The organism is Vibrio sp. 10N.222.52.C12, assembly GCF_041474215.1.
Taxonomy (GTDB): Bacteria; Pseudomonadota; Gammaproteobacteria; order Enterobacterales; family Vibrionaceae; genus Vibrio; species Vibrio crassostreae_C.
Genome location: NZ_JBFRTR010000105.1, coordinates 1418 through 23180 on the forward strand (window position 1 = coordinate 1418; position 21763 = coordinate 23180).

A 21763-nucleotide genomic window follows, 5' to 3' on the forward strand; every position below is an offset into this window, starting at 1 on the left:
GAAGGCAAAGAGAAGCAAGCGCTTATACATTATCATCTTGCATTGGAAGGGGATCTTTCCATAACTGAACGTTTTGATGCTCTGTTTGGGTTGGCGAGTACTTATCGCAGTTTGGGTAAATACACTGAAGCGTTAGAGTATTTTGAGCGAACCATGGCTGAATACCCTGATTCACTGGAAGTACAGCCGTTCTATGCCATGTGTTTGTACAACTTAGAACGACACAAAGAAGCAACGGCGTTACTAATTAAGTTATTGTTATCAACCACTGAGAGTAAGAAAATCAAAAGTTACCAGCGAGCCATTCTGCTTTATGCAAAAGACCTTGATAGAACTTGGAAAAAACGAATGCAATGCATTACAAATCAATAGGTTAATTAAAATAAAATGTATATAAAAACAGTGGTAATTGACGTTTTATCTCCATAAATAACGCTGTTTTACAATGAATGCCGCCATTTTTGCCGCCACTTTTACATAACCCTGTTCATCAACGAATTATGATTTCGGCTTAACGCCATTACATCATCTACCAACTTCTCGAGTTGCTTTTGCTGCATTTGCATTCGGCCTTGGAAGCTTTGGTATTCACTTTCATCCACTAATGCTAGCCCGTGTTCTCTCGCTTGCTGCTTGAGTAACTGCAGTTCTGGGATTTGACTACGCAATTCATTTTCTAAGTCTTGTTTAAGTACTCTTTTTGCCAATGCGTGTTCAAAACCATGCTCTTGTGACCAAGTATTGGTATTGAATACGGCATTGTAGTGCACATGAACATTTTGGCTTGTTACGTTTTTCGCCTTCGCCAATTCAAAGATTAAGTCGTTTAAGGATAGGTCTTGCGGAACAGTTGGAGTAGGAAGTGCTAGAGCTGTGGGCATACTGTCGAACGCACGAATGGCATTTAGGTGGAACTTTGGGCTAATCCACATTGCGTATGAGTAGACCAATTCTTTGCATACCCAAGTCCCCGCATCACTACCGTCACGTTTGGTATTTATAGCAAAGCAGGAATTACTGCTTTGCTCAATTTCATTAACCAGTTCTTGAGTTTGCTGATTCTTGATAAAAATACTTGGACGATGTCGATTGTGTCCACCACTCGCTTTATGCAGATCGTTTAGCGAATACAAATTATCGAGTGTGCGAATGTCTTTAGAAAAGATTGTTAAATTTGGCATGGTTGCCTCCTTGGGGATGATCTTTAAATCACCACACAAAGGGACTAATCTTCGGGTGGTGAGCTGAACAAGGTTAGTCCTACCGCTCCCAAGGTTACGGCCAGCCGAAGCTGCCTCGCCCAGCCCACCATAATGCTGATAGTACGTTTTATAAGTAAAGCGACTATGTTCAGGTGTGCTGAAGCTGCACATAAAAAACCAGCAAAAGCTAGCGTCTATGCGCCTTGGGTGTATATTGCGGGGGACTAATCCCGACACTGGATTTTGCCAGTGCCGTTACAGATTAACGATGTGGAAGATCGGTGTCAAACGTTTAATAACGTTGCATATTGTATAGAGCGCGGTTCTTACAATCAGCTTGCCTCACCCATGAACGTAGACAGAATCGAGACAAAAACAACTCCAGAGCACACACGCAGTTCCAGAGTCACACTAAATTATTAACTAATTTAGATTCGTTTTATTTGTAACTATTGTAATTTTAGCCACCCATACAAATACGAATGATAATAATTATCATGAATTGTTTAAAGAAAATAATAGTTTCCTCATTTTTCCTCTCACCAATACATTGTTATTCTACAGAAATTATAGGGGAAGCTTTTCAATCGAATGACTCTTACGAAAATAAGATTAGAGATAACAAATCGTTAGAGTTAGAAGCCCCTGACTGTACTGGCAACTCCTCTTGGATTGATTACCCTTCCTTACCTCAAGAGCCTACAGAAACGAGTAAATCCGATATTAATTGCAGTTTTATGCAGTTTGCATGGCAATCTTTTGCTTATTATACCAGTGACAAGACACCGGGTTTATTCTTGAATATGATGCCGAAAGACAGAATATTTAAAGAGATACCCGATAGTTGGGACAATAAAGGTGATCAAGGATTAGTACAAAGTGAGATCCTTCAAGCCGGCTCTAATTTCCCATTGAACGATCAAGAAGGCAATCCGGTCTTCTATCAACAAAGTGTCAATAAAAAATTCTACAATGACATCGTCAAACACGGATTAAACAATAGCCAATGTGTCGCCGATATTGACAGTGGGAAAACACCGTTTGAAATATCCCCAGGCTCCACTGAAGTAAAAACCTCATGGAAATTAATATCTAATAACGACAACCCTGAAAAATTTTTCACTATTCATAGAGATGTTGAGATCGACGGGGCAGTAAGGAGTAATGTTCTAATGGGCTTGGTCGGGATTCATGTAGTGCGAAAAACAAGGAATCATCCTGAATTCATTTGGACCACATTTGAACACAAGGAAAACGCTCCTGATTGTGCTGATGTTCCTAACCTATCAAATTTTGAAAAATCAGGTAAATGGACATTTTTCAACCCAATGTCCTTTCAGAAAGTGAATACTTACTTCCCTGGTAAACCTACTCAAGTCTGTAGAGAAACACCCTATGGGGTTGGTGTTTTAACGAAAACTGAAGTAGCTAAAGATATAAAAGCGCTTAACGAGGCAATGTCAGATTATTACCAATCACGTAAATCTGTTTGGTCTAACTACTTCCTTGTGGGCACATCTTGGACAGTCTCAAACGAGAGTGATTTAAATAAAGGAGAGGTGCCTCCCTCTTGGAAAAATGAAATAGGGGGTTCGAAGTTATTATCAAACAGTACAATAGAGACCTATGTCCAAAACCCTCAATGGTTTGCTTTAGTGCATCCTAAAGAAGATAGGGGCTGTTTTGCTTGTCATAAATATGACCCTTTAACAAAGAAAGCCTTACATTTAAGCCATATGTTTAATGCGGCCCAAGATTACGGTCAGTGTTTTCTTTAAGGCTTGATTTAGAACCTAAAAATTGAAACTTCCTAACAAAGAGTGATCGGCTTTCCACTTTTATGATTTTACCCTTTCAGATTAAAAGGTTTTATAGAAATTAACGTTAATTAAACCGCATAATAACATTTCACAGCTCAACACAATTCGTTGGATTTATAATTATAAAGAGTTAAGTATGCGCTCCAGACACCCTTGGTTAGACCGCTTATTCAGTCCCCACCCTCAATGGGTCTATAAGACTGGTGTTATGTTATTGGCCCTGTTGTTTAGCTTATTGGCTTCATTAGCAACCAGTCTTTATCAAGTTCATAATGAAATTAAGCATGACGTCGACTACCTCGATCAAATCGTTTCTGTTGCGATTAAATATGGGCTTGAAAAACCCACTCTTTCTGAAGCCAGCGTCGCTAGCGGTGAATGCTCCACTGACACAATAGAGCAGTTAGAGAAGCTTTATGTGTCGCATCTACTTATGTCGATACCCATCGTTAATCTTGATAAGCAGAAACCTTATACCTATTGCTCTCCTTTCGGCGTTGAGCAATTTGAACAACGTAATTTTAAGAACTTACTCAGTACACAATTAAAAGGGGAAATGTGGCGTTTAGCGATTTATTCTCTCTCCACAACCCCAAAACATCCCCCCTATTTATACGGTTCGAATGGACAATATGGCTTCCTCTTTCCATTACGCACGGAATACCTTTTTCTTGAAAATGATTTAGACCATCAACGCTCTATTCGTTTATCTTTACCAAAAGAAAATTACACTATCCTTGAAATAGGCAGTTTGCCCAATGCTGATCGCCTGTACTCGAACTCAGTTGCTTCAAACTATCTTCCTCTTACCTTTGAATCCTCCGTCTCTGCCTCACGAGTGCTTTCGAAGTTTAAGCAAAACTTGTGGCCGGTCACCACTTTACTCTTTATGATTTCACTCACCATTCTTTGGTTATGTGTTTCCTATTGGCATGCAAAAAAAGAAATTGCTCTTCAAAAAGCGGTTCGAGACGCCCAGTTTTTCCCCTATTATCAACCCATTGTAGACGCACAAACAGGTAAAATGCTCGGTGTCGAAGCTTTACTCCGATGGCTTCCCTCTGATGGCCGCGTCATAGAACCAAGCAAGTTCATCCATTATCTAGAGCAAAGTGGGGATATCATTCCAACAACAGAAAATCTCATTACAACCATTTACCGCGACTTATCGTCTTTGATGAGTCAAAACGCTGAGTTTTATTGCAGTGTCAACATCACTCCTCTGCACCTACAAAATGACGATTTTTACCACTATTTAAAGCGGTTTCAGCATGACTACTCAAAACTGACGCTTGAATTGACAGAACGCCAACCGATTGAAAATTTGGCGTTTGCCAGTCAGCGCCTCGCCTTACTCAAAACATTAGGACTTAAAATAAGCCTTGATGATGCAGGTACCGGTTATGGCGGAAACTCCTATTTGCATTATTTCGATATTGACACTATCAAAATAGACAAAATGTTTACACGCTCCATTGATGAAGGAAAATCCGCTGTTCTAGATGGGTATATTAAAATGGCTAAGCAGTTAGAAATGAATCTAGTAGCGGAAGGGGTTGAAAATAAGCTTGAAGCTAACGGGCTTTTATTAAGAGGCGTCTTTCAACATCAAGGTTACTATTACGCTAAACCTATGTCGATTGAAGATCTCCATCGCTGGGCTTTAGATTATGGTTATACTCACGAGCGGGTTAGTGAGGCGCTCAGCTAAAAACATCACGGAGCTTACCTTAGTCAACAACGAAAAGATGCTCTTGCTAATACTCGTGGTTTAGCCTAACTGAGTCCATAAAACGAACACGTCGGGAGTAAAGAAGATAACCACACTCTTTGCTCATTTGTGGCATCACTTACTTAAAGTGGTCCACCAAGTTCCCCTTGTGGGATAACGAACCGTTCCCGCCTTACACATCAGAACATGTACGTCAGAAAACCCTTTTGGCCCGTTCTTTCACGATAGGTCGAAAACCAAGTCCCTTGTGCGTTGCTGATGCTTTCAAACATTGTCATCCCCATTGATGTTGATTCATACTGACTACGTTGATATCGCAGTCTTTGAGATCAAAGTCGAAAAACACATTCGTCGGCTTTTTATTCCATCTGCATACCAACACCCGCATCACCGTAAGAGTGGCTGCCTTCACTATTGCAAAAAGCGCCGCAGATGGGCGCAGGCCTGCGTAATATGCCTAACAAATTCAGGAGCCCTCTCTGGGGCGACGTCCAAGGCTGTTTTTCTACTCAATTAAGCACGCTGGTTGAGTGGTTCAACAGAGTTACTTGGGAATACCAGACACCACATCCTTTGGGTGTGCGCATTCTACTACAAGAATGCACAAGCCAGTTTGTAGCACGGCTCTTGAGAGAGAGCCCATTGTTTTGTTCTTTTAAAAGAGCAAAACAATGTCCTTAAAAGGAGTTTGAATAATGCAAATTGTATACGGATATTGTCGTGAAGATGAGGCGGGGAATTTATTGGACCGCTTTGTTAAACAAGGGGATTTTGTCAGCTTCAAAGAACTGGGCTCAGTCGGGCGTGAATACATGGCATTTGCTGCTTTGTTGCCTTTTACTGACCGCCTCCCCTTTCCTTTCTATTGGAAGGGTGTTCATTTCGTTTCGGTTCAAAAACACACCCAATCAGTCCGTCAACTCACGCCACCACCATCAAAAAATGCTCGCAAAAAACATTATCGTAAACTCAAGAACACGATAATGACCCCTCAAAATTGGAAACAACACGTCAGTCGCAATCGCGGTTTGAAGTATGTAAACGCTTCCTTGTTGCCTTTAATGTAATCAAGAAGCGCATGGGACTCAACGGCAACATCTTAACTCATGCGGTTTAAAGCCTGCCCAAAAGTCTGACGAACGAACAACGTCCATTTTTCAACCCACCAGATGCACGACACCCCTTTTGATAATGGCGGTGCGATGTCGTGCCTCTTTTATCTACATTTAAAGGTAACCAAATGAAAAATAAAACATCACGCTTTCACTGCCCTCTTACGTATTGGCGTTACGTCTGCACGCTTATGGCCGTCTACTTTGCTTGTGCGTCACCCGCTTACGCCAATGACCTCTTTGCCAGTGGTAAAGATACCGTAACCAACACGGTCGGAACGGGGTCTTCTGGCGAGTTCTACATTTTAGTGGCAGGCCTAATTGGCGGCATCATCGTGGGCATCATGCAAAAGAACTGGGTGGGTGGCATCATCGGCTTTTTCGTTGGCGTGGTGTTCTGGGAAGTTGGTAAAGGGTTTGTAGGCTTATAAACCACATAAGGAGAGCGCGAAACTATTCGCCCTATTTCACCATGGATCATCAAGACAAACAAACCCTCTTCGCTTTTCCAAACTACTTACAAACCGACGTCAAAATAGTCGGATTTCCAATCGATGAAATACTCCCTTCTATCTTGTTGTTTTTGATGTTGTTCAACATCAATCGGTTGGTCGCGGTCGCCGTGTGTATCGGCTTTTTCCTCACCATTCGCAGCTTAAAAGTCCGACACGGCCCCAAATTCATCATTCACTTCATCCACTGGTATGGGGATGACACAGCGAATAAAACCATTTTTAAACGCACGCCCCCCGCCACAAAAAAATATTGGATTTACTGATGCTCAATGAACATAACGGCGAGGCGCTTAAAGCGGCTCGCTTTATCAATTACGTCCTCACCGCGGTGGTGTTGATCACCGCCTTAGGAACCGCTGGGTTGAGTTTTGCTTTATTAAGCCAAAACCAAGCGGAAAAGCGCACCTTCGTGCCACCTCATATCGACCGAGCGTTTACGATCTCAAGCGATGCGGTTGATGAAGCGTATCTTTCTATGATGGCCGATTGGTGGATACACCTAAAATTTAATGTCACGCCCTCTAACGTTAAACGTCAATTCAACTTACTCATTACCTACGTGCCGCCTAAATACTGGAGCGGCTTACAAGACAAGTTGATGCGAGAAGCCGAATTTATCATCGAGAACGACGTCACCAGTTTTTTTGAAGTTGACACGCTGTCTATCAACCTGAATGAAATGAAAATACGGGTCAAAGGCACGCTCAACAAAACCATCGCGGGGCGCACACTTGACCCTGAGCCCGTGACGTATCTACTCCAAGCCGATTACTCAAGTGGCTTGATTGAACTTCACACCATCGCCCAAGAGATACCGTTATGAAAATACGCTTGATTTGTGCTTTTTTTGGTTTGTTGTTACCCATCATGAGCCACGCCCATACGATTGACGCAAAGACCTACTATTTTGAGCAAAATGATACCATTGTGTTGCCCTTATCCTCGGTCAACACCAACCGTTTAGTAGTGAAAGACGACAAGATATTAAACCTTCATTGCCCTAGAGGGTTTTGTCTCGCTAAAGCCAATCAACGAGACCAATCGGGCTCTATTACCGTCAAACTCAACATCGCCTTGCCTTTTACCGCGCACGTCACCACAGAGAAAGGTCAAAATTTCTCGCTTTTTATCAACCCTAAAGCCGTCCCTGCGGTGGTGAATGAGTTTATTCCGCTTCGCTCTACTGCAGAGAAAAGTGTCTTTGAAAAAGATCTCGAATACCCTTTGGCCTTGGGGCAACTCACCAAACAAATGATACATTGGCAGCGTTCAAAGACGCCTATCCCAGGGTTTCGTGTCCATCCGATTGATCCCGAAACCCTCCCCAAAGACACGTCGCCACTGGCCATTATTCCGCAGACCCTTTTTGTAGGCCGCCCCTTCTCAGGGCTTATTTATCAAGTTAAAAACCAATCCAATGACACCGTCACTCTGACCGAAGCGCAATTTTACAGTTACGCCAGTCGGAGCGCCTCACTTGACCGTTATACCTTACCCCCAGGTGAATCTACACATCTGTACATCATCACAGGAGGTCGCGAATGAAACGATTGAAACAGTGGCTTTTTAGAGAGTCAGACTTAGAGGATGGAGTGCTCGCCAATGACCAAAGTAAGCAGCGCAACCAAATACTCAGCCTGTTAGCCGTTGCGCTCTTAGTCGCAGTTTTTTTTGCGTTTAAAGCCTTTAAACAACCTCGAACCTCGCTAGATACTGCGAAAGAAGTCGTTGAGTCAGCCCCCAATTTTGGGGAAATCATTACTGATGATTTTACCGACAAAGACAACCGCTCAGCCTTGACCTTACAAGGTCAAGACATTGAAGACGTCAAAGAAAAGATGGAAAACCTCAATCGAGACGTCGATCGTTTGATGACGAGCAACGAAAATACGATTTCGCAAATGAAGAAAGAGAACGAGATCTTACGCGAGGAATTACGCCAACATCAAGAAGCGCAGCGCACCATCGCCTTGCCATCAACCCAATCGCTATCCTCAAAGGAAGCCGGTCACCTCACCGTCATGGGAGAGCCTGCGCCGTTTGGCTCGCGCCCACTTCCTCCCAAACCTTTACCCTCTTACGCCACCAATGATCTGCAAAAAGAGAGCTTTCAATACAGCAAAGCCGATAAGGCCTCGTTTGATGACCAAGGGCAAGCGTTTGACTCGTTTGATTTTTTTTGGACAGCCTCCTCAGAGTCAGCGTACCAACGAACCGTCGACAATTACGTCCCGTCGGGCACCTTTGTGACCGCCAAAATCACCGGTGGCGCCGATGCCAATGCCGGGGCGTTCGGCCAAAGTGATACCGCCCCCATCGTGTTTCAAACCGTGCATGAAGGCGTGTTGCCCAATGGAGAAAAGAGCCACCTCAAAGACTGCACCATCATTGGGAGCGTGTACGGTGACCTTTCTTCCAATCGCGGCGTGGCGCGCACTCACACCCTCAGCTGCATTCGGGACGGTCGAATTTTAGATATCCCCGTTCAAGGCACCGTCTTTAACTTTGGGCGCAATGGCATCCGTGGCACCTCGATTTTACGTAACGGCAAAATCGTCCAAATGGCGGGGATCTCAGGCATCTTAACAGGACTGGGTGAGACCGGGGCGGGCTTGGCCAGCACCACCTCAACCTCAGCGCTTGGCTCAACGTCGAGCCTCAACAGCAAGGATGTGGGATTAAGTTTATTGGGCAATGCCACCTCGGACGTGGGGAGTAAGCTTTCGGATTACTACATTGCCTTAGCCGAGTTATATCACCCCTTCATCGAAATCAATCCAGGGGGCATCGTGAATATCGTCTTTACGAAAGGGTTCCCTCTGGATGATGAGGAAGCGATCAAACGCTATGTTGATCATCAGACAAAAGAGCAAGAGCAAGCAAAACCAGACACCCTTTTAGAAACCATCACACTCAACCCTCTCGCGGCAGAAGTTAACCAACAATTAAATTAAGGTCGGCTTTTATGACTATCAAACTTTTCACAGCGCTGCTTATTAGCCTACTAGCAGGTTGCTCTGCGGGCTTTCAAGATGAATTTAGTTGCCAAAAAATCGGCGGTATACCCGGCTGCGCCAGCATGGATGACATTCGCAACATCTCGACACACCCAACAACACAACAAGTCGCCGAGGCTAACGTCCTGGCTTCCCACCCTTTTGCCTTACTGCCAAGACGCACCCGTGAAGGCCATCCTATTCGAACCCAAGACACGGTTAGGAAGGTGGTGATTTTTCCCTTTACTTCGGATGACACCACCACTTACCTCGACACAATGGATATTTACATTGTGTTAGACGAGTCTACCTGGACAGGTCGCCCTGTTCAGGCTATCAAGAAGGATTAACGCCATGGGCGTCTCAAAAGATTTAAAGGGTTTTTATCAAGAAGCCAAACGTGAATATAACCACCTTCATTCTGAACTGCCTTACCGCACTTTTGATGCGCAGCACAGCCTCTTTCATAACAAAAAGGGCGTAGGATTTGGATTCAAATTGAGCGTCTTAACGGGGGCGAATGACGACATGGTGGAGGCATTTAACCGTCTCATCATGGATTTACCGCCTGGCCATAAATGGGATTACCATTTTTCCATGATGGGCCACAACCACGTGAGTCATTTGATTGAGCAAAATACCGCCTTGAAATCCGCTCGTGCGGGTATTTGCAGTGAATTAGCAAAACAAGAAGCCGATTACGCCAACTTTGCGGCTCACCACGGCTTTTTTCATCGTCAGAAGCATTACTTTGACATCAAAGATTACAGCGCGTGGTTGTTTGTCTCCAGTACGGACGATGTTGATAGTGTGTTGGATTGCAAAGAGGCGCTCACCACGACTTTATCCCAAATTGGACTGGAGCTCACGCCGCTTACCCCCGAAGGCTTAATCAACTACGTCGAAGGCATTCTCAATTTTGACCCCACACAAACCGCCCCTCGCGGATCTGACTACGCACCAGAAGCGTTGATCTACAAACAAGTCCTCTCTCCTGATACCGAGTTTTTAACTCGCCGACCTTACACCGACGTTCGCTTTAGTAACCGCCAACATCAAACGGTGACCTCGCGGATCATTTCATTGGGTTTACGCAGTACACCTCGAACTTTCCGCCTTTACGCCTTGCCCGATTGTTTTGCGTCCTTAAAGAGCGTGGCCAAAAATGTGCAATGTCCACACCTCATGACCCTCAATTTTCGCCATCAAGAATCGGGCAGTTTTGCGACCAAAAATGGCGGACGCATTGGAGAGCTGGAAAAAACACTCAAGTCCCCGATGGCATTTTTCTTCCCTCAAGCGAAGAAAGAGCAGAGCGAACGCGAGCAAATTCGAGATGAAATGTCGGATGGCATCAACAGCATGGCATACATGCACCTGACGCTGACGTTATTTACCAACAAAAAATCCGAGCGACTGCATCGCACTACTGCCATTAACGCCTTTCGCTCTGGCGGGATTGATTTACAAACCGTCTCGATGCTGCAAAGCCAAGCGCTCATGACGACCTTACCGTTCATGATGACCGATGGGTTTTGGGCCGATTGCGACCGTGCTGGACGCATTCAAACCGTAAAAACCGGCAATGTGGCCAACCTCTTGCCTCTTGTGATGGACGTAAAGAATTTCAGTGGCGGCATGATGCTTCCCACCATGCGCCAACAAGCCTTTTGGTTTAATCCGTTTAATTGTGGCTCAGATAACTACAACATCGCCCTGACCGGAGGCTCCGGGGCAGGAAAATCCTTCTTTGTGCAAAAGCTCGCCGAAACCCTCTTTGCCATGAACGGTAAAATCTGGGCGTTAGATAAAGGAAAGAGCTTTAAAAAGCTCACCTTGATGCTTGGCGGCCGCTACATGACAGCTGAGAAGATTTACCTCAATCCATTCACTCACCTGGAACGCATTGCCATGGGGGATGACTATACCGATGAAAAAGGCGAACAGGTCAACCCTCTCAAGGAAACGCTGCACACCATCACCGGACTCTTTGCGACCATGGCCTGCCCCACACACGAAATGGGAGATTTTGAAAAATCGGTCCTCGGTGATTGCATCATTGCGGCTTGGCAGGCACACAAAAGCGAGACGTTGGTTGACCATGTGCAAGAAGCGCTGTTTGCGGCGGCCGAAAAACAAGGCGGTGATCGCCGCCTTTCTGATATCGCCATGCAACTGAATAAATACCGCTCAGAGGGGATCTACGGTGACACCTTCAATAAACCGTCCATGCTGGATCCCAATGTCCACTTTACCACCATTGAACTCGACGGATTTCCCTCGGACATCATGCGACCGGTGATTTTTGCGCTGATGTCGAGCATCACTCAGCAGATGTACCTTTCAGGCTCTCGTTCAACGCCGAAGATGTGCATCATTGAAGAGGCGTGGTCTCTGATGGCTGGCTCTAATGCACAGGCACAAGAATTCATCAATACCGGTTATCGCACCGCCCGAAAATTTGGGGGTTCGTTTTGCACCGTGACGCAAGGGATTGAGGATTTTTACAGCACACCTGAAGCGCTCGCTGCGTTCAATAACTCCGACATTCACATCACTCTGCGTCAAGGCAGTGGATTGGCGAAATTCATCAAAGACAATCCTTCACACTTTTCACCCTATGAGCAATTTGTCATCAAGAGTTTTGAAAAGTCCTCCATCGCCGGTTACAGCTCTGTCATGCTAAAAACCGGTGATGTAACGACCTTTCATCGCTTGTTTGCCGATCCTTTTACTCGTGCGTGCCTTTCGACAGAGCCGCATGAGTTTGAGTACTGTGAAACCTTGATGAACCAAGGCGTCCCACTCATGGATGCGGTCAATCAAACCGCAGAGCATTTTTACGGACCAGAAATTGAGATCTTCAACACCCTCATCTATGGTAAGGAGGCCAAATGAAATCCATCCGTCACACACGTCTTGTCGGTGCCCTGTTTGCCATAGTGTTGATGATGTTCACGCTGATGGCCGTCAAGCTCAACACCGCCCCTCAAATCGTGGTCTTCGATATCGAACGAACGTTAGCGCAATATCAAGACCAACTCATTGAAGCCAACCTCAGCGATCAGGAGCACAGCGCGCAATTGGCGACCTTTGATACGGAACTCAGGCGGCTCTTGAAAGAATACGCGCAAGCGCACCATCTCGTGATTATCGTGCCAGGCGCGCTCATCAGCGGCGCACCGGATAGAACCACCGAGATCCAACATTACGTTATTGAGGCGCTTAAAAAGGAGTCATGATCTTATGATTGTTCACGGGCATTCATTCATCAAACCAACAGCACTCTCAAAGGTGCTCGGTCTCACTTTACTTGCCATCGCCCCCACCGCTCTTAGTCAACAATTTGGGCGTCAAGGCGAACTTTTCCCTATTGCAGAGGTAGACATGTTGCAATGGATTAACAGCAGATTGACACACTTAGAAGCCACGGGAGAAACCGCAAAGATGCAACAGCAGTTTGTGGAGAACGTAGAAAATAACGTGCGAAGACCCCCTCCCGTTAAAGGGTTGACCGCCACCACCGCGCCCAACACCTTTTACATCGACCCATCATTAAAGCTGGCCACCGATATCAAAGATGCACAAGGTAACCTCCTTTATGCTAAAGGCCTCGTCATCAACCCTTTTGATACCGACACTTGGCCAGTCGACATTCCCAAACAATCATTCGATTACTCGTATGTGATTGTCTTTCTTGATGGTGACGACCCAAGCCAGCGCGCTTGGGCTAAACAATACCGCGCAGATAAGCCGATAAAATGGACCCTCACCAACGGCAGTCCAGAAGACGTCGCCACGGAGTTTGACGCCCGAATTTATTTTGACCAACAAGGTCACTACAGCCGTCAATTTCAACTCTCACACATTCCCGCTCTGATTGAACAAGACGGAGCGCGGTGGAAGATCACAGAGATCGATGTGACGCCGTTCACCACCATAAACAAGAGTGCGACGAACACAAAATAAGGAGAAAGACCTTGAGATCCCATGGGTTATTACTGCTTGGTTTGTTCCTATTTCCTTGGCAAACCCAAGCTCAATCCGCCGCTTGTACGGGGCATTTCTTAAATCCATTGTCTGATATTTGTTGGGACTGCCTATTTCCTATGACACTGGGCAGTGTGCCTCTCATTAGCTCGACATACCCTGACACCGCCAACCCAAGCATGCCGATCTCCTATTGTCCTAAACCCCCGCCCATTTTTATGCAAATTGGCTTAAACATTGGGTATTGGGAGCCGTATTCCTTGGTGGACGTGACGCGAGTCCCTTATTGCATGGTCAACATGGGGATGCAGTTGAGTAATGACAATAGCCAACAAATAGGAGGCTCGCAGCACGACTCAAGCAGCAAAACCAGCGGCAATGCTTTTTATCACGTGCATTGGTACAAATATCCGGTGATTTACTGGCTACAACTGATGCAGTCGGCCGCCTGCATGGCCACGGATAATTTCGATGTTGCCTACATCACCGAGCTTGACCCGTTTTGGGATGATGATGAGATGTCGTTCATTCTTAACCCCGAAGCCATTTTGTTTGGCCACCCCATCACGCAGCTCTCTTGCATCACCGAAGCCATGGCGACCACCACCGGGCGCGTTTTGCCTTTTGATGCGCTTTTTTGGTGTTTAGGCTCACAAGGCAGCGTCTACCCATTAACCGGTAATAGCGCTTACTCTCATACCGGCCCTCAAGTTGGCACACTGATGTTAGAGCGTTTTAATTTTAAAATGCACAGGCAAGGCATTGTGTGGGAAACCCGGGGCGAAGATGGCGCAATCTGTTACCAATGGCCAGAGCCTATCTTGCCGAAAAGTCGCTATCGCTATCAATTGTCGGCACCGATTGGTGATGCCGCTCATTGTTATCCCTATGGCACCACCTCGTCACTTTGGGAGCAAGGTAAAGACAACCCAACCACCGGCGGTAACTTTGGTTTTGTGAACTGGCGAAAACGTAATTGCGTATTTTTATAAGGAAATGAGACGATGTCATTTAGCCCAAGAGCCTCATGGCTGTTACTTATTCTGCTGGTTAGCCCTCTCTCAACAGCCGAGAAGGGTTACTCTCAAGAAGAGCTCAAAGCGCTTGCCAAGCAAGAGCAGACCATTGCAGCGCCAACCAATCACAGTGAACTGACCACCTTTCTTGAACGAGGTCAGCAACATAAGCAAGAAGCGTTGTCGATGAATCAACACCTCGATAACGTGTTGCAAGACTCGCCACTGGCGAGTGTTCTTGGGGTGCCTCAGGAAAATCCAAACAAAAAGGCGCAAGGTGTGATGGTGTTTGTGTCGCTTTCCATGCCAGATAACGCGCTTAGACAGCTACTCAAACAAAGTCAGCAATATCAGGTTCCGCTCGTGATACGTGGGGTACTGCCAGAAGGCATGGTCCCAACCACCTCTCGAATCATGGATTTGTTAGAAGCGTCCGACGAGGGAGAGGCGATTGAGGGCGGTTTTGCCATCAGCCCACAATGGTTTCGTCAATTTAACATCACCCATGTCCCCGTGTTTGTGGCGATTGGAGACGCGTGCAATGAAGCGTCTTGCCCGAAAAATGCTTACGACATGGTTTACGGCAACCTTTCCCTTCCCAACGCATTAACGATTTTAAGCCAAGGCGATGTCGGACACATCGCCAAACAAGTGCTCAATAGGAGTTCCCCTTGAATACGCCCTTTTTGCTCTCTTTCAGCGCCGCTCTCTTAATTTCCCTTCCTACCCTGGCCGACCCACAAAAAAACACGTTTTACGACAACGTGGAATGGGCGAAAAACGCCCAAAATGAGGCTTACAACCCCTCAGAGATGACGCTTAACCTGTCCGACTTCTGCAGCGACAATAATCTAGGGTGTGAAAGCCAAATCCGACAACCTGATGAAGCGGGGATGACTGACGCACAAATCACAAACCAATCCACGTTGGAGTTTGGCAGCAACGAACACGCTCAAGCAATACAAGAGGGGTTTAACAATAATAGTGCCATCATTGACCCCAATGATGATACGTATCGATTCGCCACCCTTGGCATTGAGAACGCCTATGAGATCAGTCATGGTCAGTCTAATCAGTACGTGGATTGTGACAACGCCACGCAGTGCGTCATCGATAATATCGCAAAGCAATGTCACCGGCCGACTCACAACCCAGTACCGTGTGAAAAAGTCCCCGTCGCCTCCGTGAGCCTCAGTGAAGTACTCTACCGCTGTCCATCCGGCTGGACACAGCAAGGGGAGGATTGCCAACGTCCCCTCCCACAATGCCGATACAATAATAAACATTATGTGAGGCAAACGAGAGGTGATGGCATTTTCTCATCGTCAGGAACCATGTATTTATGGGGCGGTAAGAGTGTCTATCCCAACCAAGGCTACACGCTTGGCGAGTTAAAACAGACCTATCACGTTAATTGGCAAGCGAGCGAACACTGGGATAAACGCTACGAGATTTGTCGACCCACCACACAAACGAAAAAAGCCACCTTGAGCTGTTCAAACGGATTCTCCTTATCCGGAGGGAACTGCATCAAAAACACCATGACCTGGCGAACACAATGCCGCCTGATGAACTCGTGCAAGATCACTCGCCAGCAATGTATTGAAGGTCGAGCCACCCGCACCATTAATGGCATACCGACCACGCTTGATTGCTGGAAGTACCGGGTTGACCACCAATGCACTCGACCCAATACGTGCAACGTCCTGCCCGCCGATTGCACCACGACTTCGACCCATTGCAGCCTCCAGCAAAACGGTGTGTGCATTGAGGAGAAAGTCAATAAATCCTGCCCACAACGGCGCTGCAGTGCCACTCAATTAATCTGTGGAGAAGAGAGCTTTTGTCTGGATGGCGATTGTTTTGAAGCCATGGCGACCACTTCAAACCGCTTTAATGAAAGCACCTCAGCCTTAGCCGCCCTCGCAGAAGCCGCTGACGGTCTTGGCGATCCACCAATGATATTTACAGGCAAAGGCATGAAATGCACAGACGCGGCTTTGGGTTTTGCCGACTGTTGTAAAGACGGTGGTTGGGGCACGAGTATTGGCGTGACGCAATGCAACGATGAAGAGAAGGCGCTCGGCCAAGCCAAAGAGCAAGGGCTTACGATTGCCCTTGGCAGTTATTGCGCAGAAAAAGTCTTAGGCGCGTGTATCCGGAAAAAGAAGACCTACTGCGTCTTTGACAGCAAGTTGGCACGCATCATCCAAGAGCAAGGCTCGAAAGGCCAGTTAGGTATCAGTCTGGGAACCGCCAAAACCCCCATTTGCGGCGCCCTTACCCCCGAGCAGCTTCAAAACATAGATTTTGAACGCCTCGACTTTTCGGACTTTTATGACGACATGCACCGCAACACCAACCTGCCTTCGGCAAAAGAAATCCAAGAGCGATTGCAAAGCGCTTATAGACCTTAACTTAATCAATGATGAGGACATGATATGGACCCCCTACTCCCTCTACTTGTGGCCACCCTGTCGACAACCGGGTTTGCTACCACCCTGATCCGCCATCTTCTGTTCAAACGAAAACTCCATCAGCTCAAGCAAGAAATGATGAGGCACCAACAAAAACACGGTAACGATGAAGCACTTTGGATGTTATTTCACACGCGCACCCACAAGATGCTGAGTTTCTGGCAATAATGAGGTCACACCATGAAGGACTTATCCACAAAAACGGTGAACAACTCAATTAACCGATTAACAATCAAACCCCTACCGTTAATGTTGTTGGCTTTATTGGCCTTTCACAGTATCGCCGATGAGCCCCCCAAGGGGTGGCGCTGGTATAACGAGACCAAAGCGCCCAAAGTCCCTCCCAAAGAGGAGGAGAGCCTCCCCCCCAACAGCGTCTCTACCGTGATGAGCGCCACCGAGCAGATGCAATGGTTCCACCGCGCGTTTGATGAAGCGTTAAACGATGCCACCATTAACCCAACCGATGAAGAGAAAAATCTAAAATTGATGAAGCTGAAAAAATTCATCGATGGCAAGACCACGCAAACGGGCATGACCTTCAAAAAGCTCATCAACGAACACCCCGAATACTCGTACACCAAAGACCGCCCCACAGAGCAAGCCGCAAGAGCGACGTACTATCAAGGTATCCAACTCAAAAACGAAGCCACTGTGCGTCAATTGGTACAAGAAGGTTGGGGCCTCTACTTCATCTACGAAGGGCAAGACGCCTTATCTCAAACCCTAGCACCCTCAATCCAAGACTTTGCCCACCGGTACCACATCGAACTGGTCGGGATCAGCAAAGACGGTCAGACCTTTGAGACGATTAATGAAAACCGTATTGATAAGACAGGGCGTGTACAGGTGCGCTACACACCGGCTTTAATGCTGGCCAATATCCACACCAAAGCACTCAAGCCCCTCGCCTACGGCTTCATTTCACAAAAAGACTTGCTCTCTCGCTTTCACAACGTCGCGACCAATTACCAAGACAGCGACTTTTAACTTAAGGACGCCCCGATGAACGCTTTTATCCGCACGTTATTGTTGAGTACGCTGATGACGCTCGCCTCAACCTCCCTCACTCAAGCGCAACCCCCTCATGCGATGACAGGCCAATACGCCTTGGTGTTCTTCCATTTTAGTCAGTGCGCTGAGTGTCACCACTTTGCCCCAACCATGAAGCGGCTAGAGCAAACTACTCAACTACCTGTGTACGATTTCTCCTTTGACGGACAACCCATCCCCGGTTACGCGACGCCTATACCGACCAACTCTGACATCACCGCTGCGTTTTTTGGGGATCTCAAAAACGCCATTACGCCCGCCACGTTCTTAATCAACGTCAGCAATGGTAAGTACGTGCGTTTGAGTGAAGGCAATGTTCCATACACTGAGCTGCTTAAGAGCTACCAAGCCTTGCGCGCCGATGTGGCCATCATGGAGAGTTTACAATGACGCGACCTACCCTCCTGGCTCTCTTAATGAGTCTTTCATGTTCACTTCATGCCGGCGGCTTGGGCGACGCCATGAACAGCTTTTGGGATGACAGCAGTTTTAACAGCAACATCACGAACCCAAGTGCCTATCAGGGTCAATCCGCCACCTACTATAATGCGGGCAGTTTGTTTGCTCGCACCAACATCAAAAACATTCAACTGGCCGCCATCACCTTGCCTTCTGTCAGCGCAGGGTGCGGTGGCATTGACGCCTTTATGGGCGGCTTTTCTCATATTAACTCTGACCAACTGGTGGCTTTTGGTAAAGCCGTCATTGCCAACGCCGTGCCCTTCGCGGTGGATTTAGCGCTGCAAACTTGGGCGCCGAGCATCAAAGAGAATCGGGACAAACTGCAAGCCATTGCTGATCAGTTCCTCACCACCTCGATGAACTCTTGCCAAGTAGCGCAATCGGCGGTCTCTGGTTTAGCGGCCTTTACCGATGGGGAAGCCAAGCGACATGCCTGCGCCACCCTAGGCACGCAAAGCAACGCTTTCGCTGATTGGTTAGAAGCGCAACACGAATGTCGCAACGTCCGTACCAACCAGAGCACACTGGCTAGCAACACCGATGACGCCACGGCGCACGCAGTGAAAGTGAACTTAAATGTGGTGTGGGATGCGCTCATGAAAAGCGCTTACCTTCAAGACAATCAAGAGGTCGCCGAGTTTATCGTAAGCCTCACTGGCACCGTCATTTACGACGCGCAGGGGACGCCAAGCTACATTCCGGCCATGTTAGTGGGTAACGACACCGCCATTAACGCCCTTTTGACCGGAGGGGATTTGGAGGTGTATCGATGCGACAACACCGAGACCTGCCTTTCGATGAGCCTAAGCGCCATCAGCCTAAATGAAAGCCAAGCCTTTAACGCCAAAGTGCGCCACACCGTCGATACGCTCTATGCCCACTTACAATCTGACCAACCTATCACCGACTCAGAGAAGAGCTTTGTTGAACTCAGTGACATTCCTATCTTAGCAATGCTCATTGATGATGCGCACCTCAACCTACAACCAGAAAGCCATTTATACGCTCAAAATATTGCCGCCGATCTCTTGCATGCCTATCTCAACAACATGCTGATGATCGTCAATCAATCCATGACCAACCTCGCTTCGGTTAACCCAACCGACGTCAATCGCACTCTCGAAGGCATCAACAGTGCAAGGGATTACTTACAAACCATTCGAGACCGTCACAAAACAAAATTGAACGCGTACTTAGCCCTCACTGAGCGCTTAAAACGCAAACGAAAGCTCCTTAGCCAATCGGCAAGTGACGCTACCCTATCGAACCTCACCTTTGGCCATTAAAGGAGATCCCCAATGACCTTAGACTTTTATCTCTATGGCGCAGGCCCTCAATTACAACGAGCCTTGAACGCCGTCGCCACTTTTTTTACCACCAACACCTTTGGCTCGTTAATCGAAATCGCCTTACAACTGGCCTTTATCATCAGTGCCACCCTATTTTTTGTGTCTCGAGACGCGAAACATGTGATGCGTTTTATGTTCATTTACTTGGCTATCCCCACTTTTCTTATCAGCATGAAAGCCACCGTCCATATCAATGACGCGCAAAATCCTATGCGCATTTATTACGTGAATAACGTGCCTTACATCGTCGCAATACCCGGTTGGGCGGCCACCACGTTCATGCACGGCTTAACCGAAGGCATTGAAATCGTCTTTAGCAGTACAGAGGATGAAAGCTACAGCTCCTCAGGCATGGTGTTTGGTTCGAATTTATACACGTTGCTTCGTAGCGCCAACGCCGAAACCATTGATCTGCAACGCTATTGGAAAGACTTTTATCACAACTGCATCGTCGGAGACATTCGAATTAACAAAAAATACACCATGCAAAACATCCTGCAAGCACCGGATTTGCTGGGTTTTCTCGCCACAAAATCGATGTCCCCCATTCGTGGGCTCTATAACCCCCAGGGTCAATACAGAACCTGCCGCGACGCGTTTCCTGAACTCACTCAACAATTTGATGAAGAGGCCAATCAAACCATGAATAAACTGGGCGCGTATATCTTGGGACGAGAGAGCAACATCCAATCAACGTTCTTAAGAAACGCCATCGAGAATAGTCACCAAGATTTAATTGGGGTCAGTAACAACGCGGTCGATATTTTAAAACAGAACATGGTCATCAACATGACGCGATGGAACATCGAAAACACGCACCGAGGTATCGCGGCCAACTACGCCTACACCGCCAACCAAATGCAAACCACCACCATGTGGGCCAACATTGGGCTGCAAGCCAAAGAGTTCATTCCAATGATGCACTCGATAGGAGTGATTTTGTTTGTCTGCTTTGGGGCGATCATTGCCATCATTGCCTTGCTGCCACATATGGCGCTGCCTGTCCTTAAAAACTACGTTGGCAGTTTTTTCTATCTGGCCACTTGGCCTATGATATTCACCATCCTCAACGCTATCATGATGTGGTTCTTAGAAGGGGCGACCCAGGGCGCGACACAAGGGTTACGCGGCATTACCCTCTCGAACATGAGCGGCATTGATTACGTCAACACGCGTTACGCCTCCATTACCGGATACTTGATGATGTCCACCCCCGCGATTGCTTTGGCGTTAACCAAGGGCGCAGCGGCCATGATGAGCAGCTTAAACTACCAACTGGCGGGGATGATAAACCAAACCAATGCCCGTACTTCAGCCGCGGCCTCAAGCGGTGACATCAGTCACGGTAATACGCAAATGCAGACCCACACGTTTAACAACGTCAATGGTAATAAGTTTGATACGTCGACCCTGTTGAAACAGCACGGTACCACCACCCAAGACACTAAAGGTATGCTTTCAACGCAATACGGGGATACCACCGTATATGACACCAGCCCTACCGCGTCGAATTTCCAATGGAACGTCGCATCAACCAGTCAATACAGTGAAGCGGTGCAAGACTTGCACACCAATGCTCAATCGAACCTCTCGACACAACAAGCGGCCTTGTCGCAAAGCACACAAAGTGGCTCTCAACTGATGGCCGATTGGAAAGAGAGTTATTCTTCAACCCAAGGTTACGGTTTAACTCATGGACACGGTGCAACTGCTGCGGCTTCAAAAGGCTTAGAGCAGGTCAACTCCGCCACTGAGCAAGTCAGTGCAGCAACCGGATGGAGCCATGAGAAAGCGAATGCCTTCTTACACTCTGCGTACGGCGGTTATGACGTGAATGCAGGACTGTCAAGCGGCGCTCTCGGTGACGCCGTAGGGTTTAATGGGAGTGTGAACGCGTCCACGGGACAAAAATGGACACAGGAAGACCGCGAAACGCTCAGCAGCATGAGCAACGAGCAACAAAGCCAAATGCAAGCCGCTATCGAATCCTACCGCTCTGGTGCCAACCAAACCATCGATGCGAGCAACCGCCTCACGGC

At 47.2% G+C, this 21763-nt stretch carries 22 protein-coding genes; 21 read left to right on the top strand and 1 reads right to left on the bottom strand.

All coding sequences use genetic code 11. The features are described 5' to 3' along the window. Positions 1-372 (top strand): tetratricopeptide repeat protein (locus AB4623_RS18455; RefSeq protein ID WP_372147123.1); only part of this gene is annotated, 372 nt, incomplete at its 5' end. Positions 373-473: 101 nt separating this feature from the next. Here the strand turns inward: AB4623_RS18455 and AB4623_RS18460 are convergent. Next, positions 474-1181: a KilA-N domain-containing protein gene (locus AB4623_RS18460; protein ID WP_102258051.1), complete on the bottom strand. Its 708-nt coding sequence runs from the start codon at positions 1179-1181 to the stop codon at positions 474-476. 518 nt (positions 1182-1699) lie between these two features. Here AB4623_RS18460 and AB4623_RS18465 point away from each other — a divergent pair. The 20 genes from AB4623_RS18465 to AB4623_RS18560 all read left to right on the top strand — a co-directional run. After that, the gene (locus tag AB4623_RS18465) at positions 1700-2980 is read left to right on the top strand and encodes a hypothetical protein (RefSeq protein WP_102258052.1); all 1281 of its coding nucleotides are present in this window, start codon (positions 1700-1702) and stop codon (positions 2978-2980) included. Positions 2981-3158: 178 nt separating this feature from the next. Then, positions 3159-4733 carry an EAL domain-containing protein gene (locus tag AB4623_RS18470; protein ID WP_017061839.1) on the top strand — a complete coding sequence of 525 codons (1575 nt, stop codon included), beginning with the start codon at positions 3159-3161 and terminating at the stop codon, positions 4731-4733. Positions 4734-5449: 716 nt separating this feature from the next. Then, positions 5450-5821 (top strand): hypothetical protein, encoded by a 372-nt coding sequence (locus AB4623_RS18475; protein WP_102258053.1) that lies wholly within the window; start codon positions 5450-5452, stop codon positions 5819-5821. Positions 5822-5994: 173 nt separating this feature from the next. Further along, positions 5995-6297: a type IV conjugative transfer system pilin TraA gene (locus tag AB4623_RS18480; protein ID WP_102258054.1), complete on the top strand. Its 303-nt coding sequence runs from the start codon at positions 5995-5997 to the stop codon at positions 6295-6297. 41 nt (positions 6298-6338) lie between these two features. Next, the gene (traL, locus tag AB4623_RS18485; RefSeq protein WP_016800278.1) at positions 6339-6644 is read left to right on the top strand and encodes a type IV conjugative transfer system protein TraL; all 306 of its coding nucleotides are present in this window, start codon (positions 6339-6341) and stop codon (positions 6642-6644) included. Beyond that, positions 6644-7204, top strand: a complete 561-nt coding sequence (gene traE, locus AB4623_RS18490; RefSeq protein ID WP_016800277.1) for a type IV conjugative transfer system protein TraE — start codon at positions 6644-6646, stop codon at positions 7202-7204. Before traL ends, traE begins: the two co-directional genes overlap by 1 nt. Further along, on the top strand, positions 7201-7926 hold the full coding sequence (traK, locus tag AB4623_RS18495; protein ID WP_265120472.1) for a type-F conjugative transfer system secretin TraK: 726 nt from the start codon (positions 7201-7203) through the stop codon (positions 7924-7926). The genes traE and traK overlap by 4 nt, the downstream gene beginning before the upstream one ends. Beyond that, on the top strand, positions 7923-9335 hold the full coding sequence (locus tag AB4623_RS18500; protein WP_017061841.1) for a TraB/VirB10 family protein: 1413 nt from the start codon (positions 7923-7925) through the stop codon (positions 9333-9335). The genes traK and AB4623_RS18500 overlap by 4 nt, the downstream gene beginning before the upstream one ends. 11 nt (positions 9336-9346) lie before the next feature. Beyond that, positions 9347-9727: a type IV conjugative transfer system lipoprotein TraV gene (traV, locus tag AB4623_RS18505; RefSeq protein WP_016800273.1), complete on the top strand. Its 381-nt coding sequence runs from the start codon at positions 9347-9349 to the stop codon at positions 9725-9727. Positions 9728-9731: 4 nt separating this feature from the next. Next, entirely contained in the window at positions 9732-12275 is a 2544-nt protein-coding gene (traC, locus tag AB4623_RS18510) for a type IV secretion system protein TraC (protein WP_372147126.1), read from the top strand. After that, positions 12272-12619, top strand: coding sequence for a TrbI F-type domain-containing protein (locus AB4623_RS18515; RefSeq protein WP_372147128.1), 348 nt, complete (start codon positions 12272-12274; stop codon positions 12617-12619). The genes traC and AB4623_RS18515 overlap by 4 nt, the downstream gene beginning before the upstream one ends. Positions 12620-12623: 4 nt before the next feature. Beyond that, positions 12624-13346: a type-F conjugative transfer system protein TraW gene (gene traW, locus AB4623_RS18520; RefSeq protein WP_016800270.1), complete on the top strand. Its 723-nt coding sequence runs from the start codon at positions 12624-12626 to the stop codon at positions 13344-13346. A gap of 11 nt (positions 13347-13357) precedes the next feature. After that, on the top strand, positions 13358-14359 hold the full coding sequence (gene traU, locus AB4623_RS18525) for a conjugal transfer pilus assembly protein TraU (RefSeq protein WP_372147130.1): 1002 nt from the start codon (positions 13358-13360) through the stop codon (positions 14357-14359). Between the two features lie 12 nt (positions 14360-14371). Next, the gene (gene trbC, locus AB4623_RS18530; protein WP_372147131.1) at positions 14372-15058 is read left to right on the top strand and encodes a type-F conjugative transfer system pilin assembly protein TrbC; all 687 of its coding nucleotides are present in this window, start codon (positions 14372-14374) and stop codon (positions 15056-15058) included. After that, positions 15055-16800 (top strand): type-F conjugative transfer system mating-pair stabilization protein TraN, encoded by a 1746-nt coding sequence (gene traN, locus AB4623_RS18535; protein WP_372147133.1) that lies wholly within the window; start codon positions 15055-15057, stop codon positions 16798-16800. Before trbC ends, traN begins: the two co-directional genes overlap by 4 nt. Before the next feature lie 24 nt (positions 16801-16824). Further along, complete coding sequence (locus AB4623_RS18540) at positions 16825-17028, top strand: hypothetical protein (RefSeq protein WP_137001387.1); 204 nt, start codon at positions 16825-16827, stop codon at positions 17026-17028. Positions 17029-17040: 12 nt separating this feature from the next. Then, positions 17041-17850, top strand: a complete 810-nt coding sequence (traF, locus tag AB4623_RS18545; RefSeq protein WP_170962716.1) for a type-F conjugative transfer system pilin assembly protein TraF — start codon at positions 17041-17043, stop codon at positions 17848-17850. Positions 17851-17865: 15 nt separating this feature from the next. Then, positions 17866-18303 carry a conjugal transfer protein TraF gene (gene traF / locus AB4623_RS18550; protein ID WP_016799993.1) on the top strand — a complete coding sequence of 146 codons (438 nt, stop codon included), beginning with the start codon at positions 17866-17868 and terminating at the stop codon, positions 18301-18303. Between the two features lie 71 nt (positions 18304-18374). Further along, complete coding sequence (locus tag AB4623_RS18555) at positions 18375-19661, top strand: conjugal transfer protein TraH (RefSeq protein ID WP_241904846.1); 1287 nt, start codon at positions 18375-18377, stop codon at positions 19659-19661. A gap of 12 nt (positions 19662-19673) precedes the next feature. Then, positions 19674-21763, top strand: a 2090-nt coding sequence (locus tag AB4623_RS18560) for a conjugal transfer protein TraG N-terminal domain-containing protein (protein WP_372147135.1), incomplete at its 3' end; no start/stop codon positions are given.

What these genes read in the sequence shown, in the direction of transcription:
- AB4623_RS18460 (WP_102258051.1), bottom strand. Translation starts at nt 1,181, where the DNA reads ATGCCAAATTTAACAATCTTTTCTAAAGACATTCGCACACTCGATAAT.
- AB4623_RS18465 (WP_102258052.1), top strand. Translation starts at nt 1,700, where the DNA reads ATGAATTGTTTAAAGAAAATAATAGTTTCCTCATTTTTCCTCTCACCA.
- AB4623_RS18470 (WP_017061839.1), top strand. Translation starts at nt 3,159, where the DNA reads ATGCGCTCCAGACACCCTTGGTTAGACCGCTTATTCAGTCCCCACCCT.
- AB4623_RS18475 (WP_102258053.1), top strand. Translation starts at nt 5,450, where the DNA reads ATGCAAATTGTATACGGATATTGTCGTGAAGATGAGGCGGGGAATTTA.
- AB4623_RS18480 (WP_102258054.1), top strand. Translation starts at nt 5,995, where the DNA reads ATGAAAAATAAAACATCACGCTTTCACTGCCCTCTTACGTATTGGCGT.
- traL (WP_016800278.1), top strand. Translation starts at nt 6,339, where the DNA reads ATGGATCATCAAGACAAACAAACCCTCTTCGCTTTTCCAAACTACTTA.
- traE (WP_016800277.1), top strand. Translation starts at nt 6,644, where the DNA reads ATGCTCAATGAACATAACGGCGAGGCGCTTAAAGCGGCTCGCTTTATC.
- traK (WP_265120472.1), top strand. Translation starts at nt 7,201, where the DNA reads ATGAAAATACGCTTGATTTGTGCTTTTTTTGGTTTGTTGTTACCCATC.
- AB4623_RS18500 (WP_017061841.1), top strand. Translation starts at nt 7,923, where the DNA reads ATGAAACGATTGAAACAGTGGCTTTTTAGAGAGTCAGACTTAGAGGAT.
- traV (WP_016800273.1), top strand. Translation starts at nt 9,347, where the DNA reads ATGACTATCAAACTTTTCACAGCGCTGCTTATTAGCCTACTAGCAGGT.
- traC (WP_372147126.1), top strand. Translation starts at nt 9,732, where the DNA reads ATGGGCGTCTCAAAAGATTTAAAGGGTTTTTATCAAGAAGCCAAACGT.
- AB4623_RS18515 (WP_372147128.1), top strand. Translation starts at nt 12,272, where the DNA reads ATGAAATCCATCCGTCACACACGTCTTGTCGGTGCCCTGTTTGCCATA.
- traW (WP_016800270.1), top strand. Translation starts at nt 12,624, where the DNA reads ATGATTGTTCACGGGCATTCATTCATCAAACCAACAGCACTCTCAAAG.
- trbC (WP_372147131.1), top strand. Translation starts at nt 14,372, where the DNA reads ATGTCATTTAGCCCAAGAGCCTCATGGCTGTTACTTATTCTGCTGGTT.
- AB4623_RS18540 (WP_137001387.1), top strand. Translation starts at nt 16,825, where the DNA reads ATGGACCCCCTACTCCCTCTACTTGTGGCCACCCTGTCGACAACCGGG.
- traF (WP_170962716.1), top strand. Translation starts at nt 17,041, where the DNA reads ATGAAGGACTTATCCACAAAAACGGTGAACAACTCAATTAACCGATTA.
- traF (WP_016799993.1), top strand. Translation starts at nt 17,866, where the DNA reads ATGAACGCTTTTATCCGCACGTTATTGTTGAGTACGCTGATGACGCTC.
- AB4623_RS18555 (WP_241904846.1), top strand. Translation starts at nt 18,375, where the DNA reads ATGAACAGCTTTTGGGATGACAGCAGTTTTAACAGCAACATCACGAAC.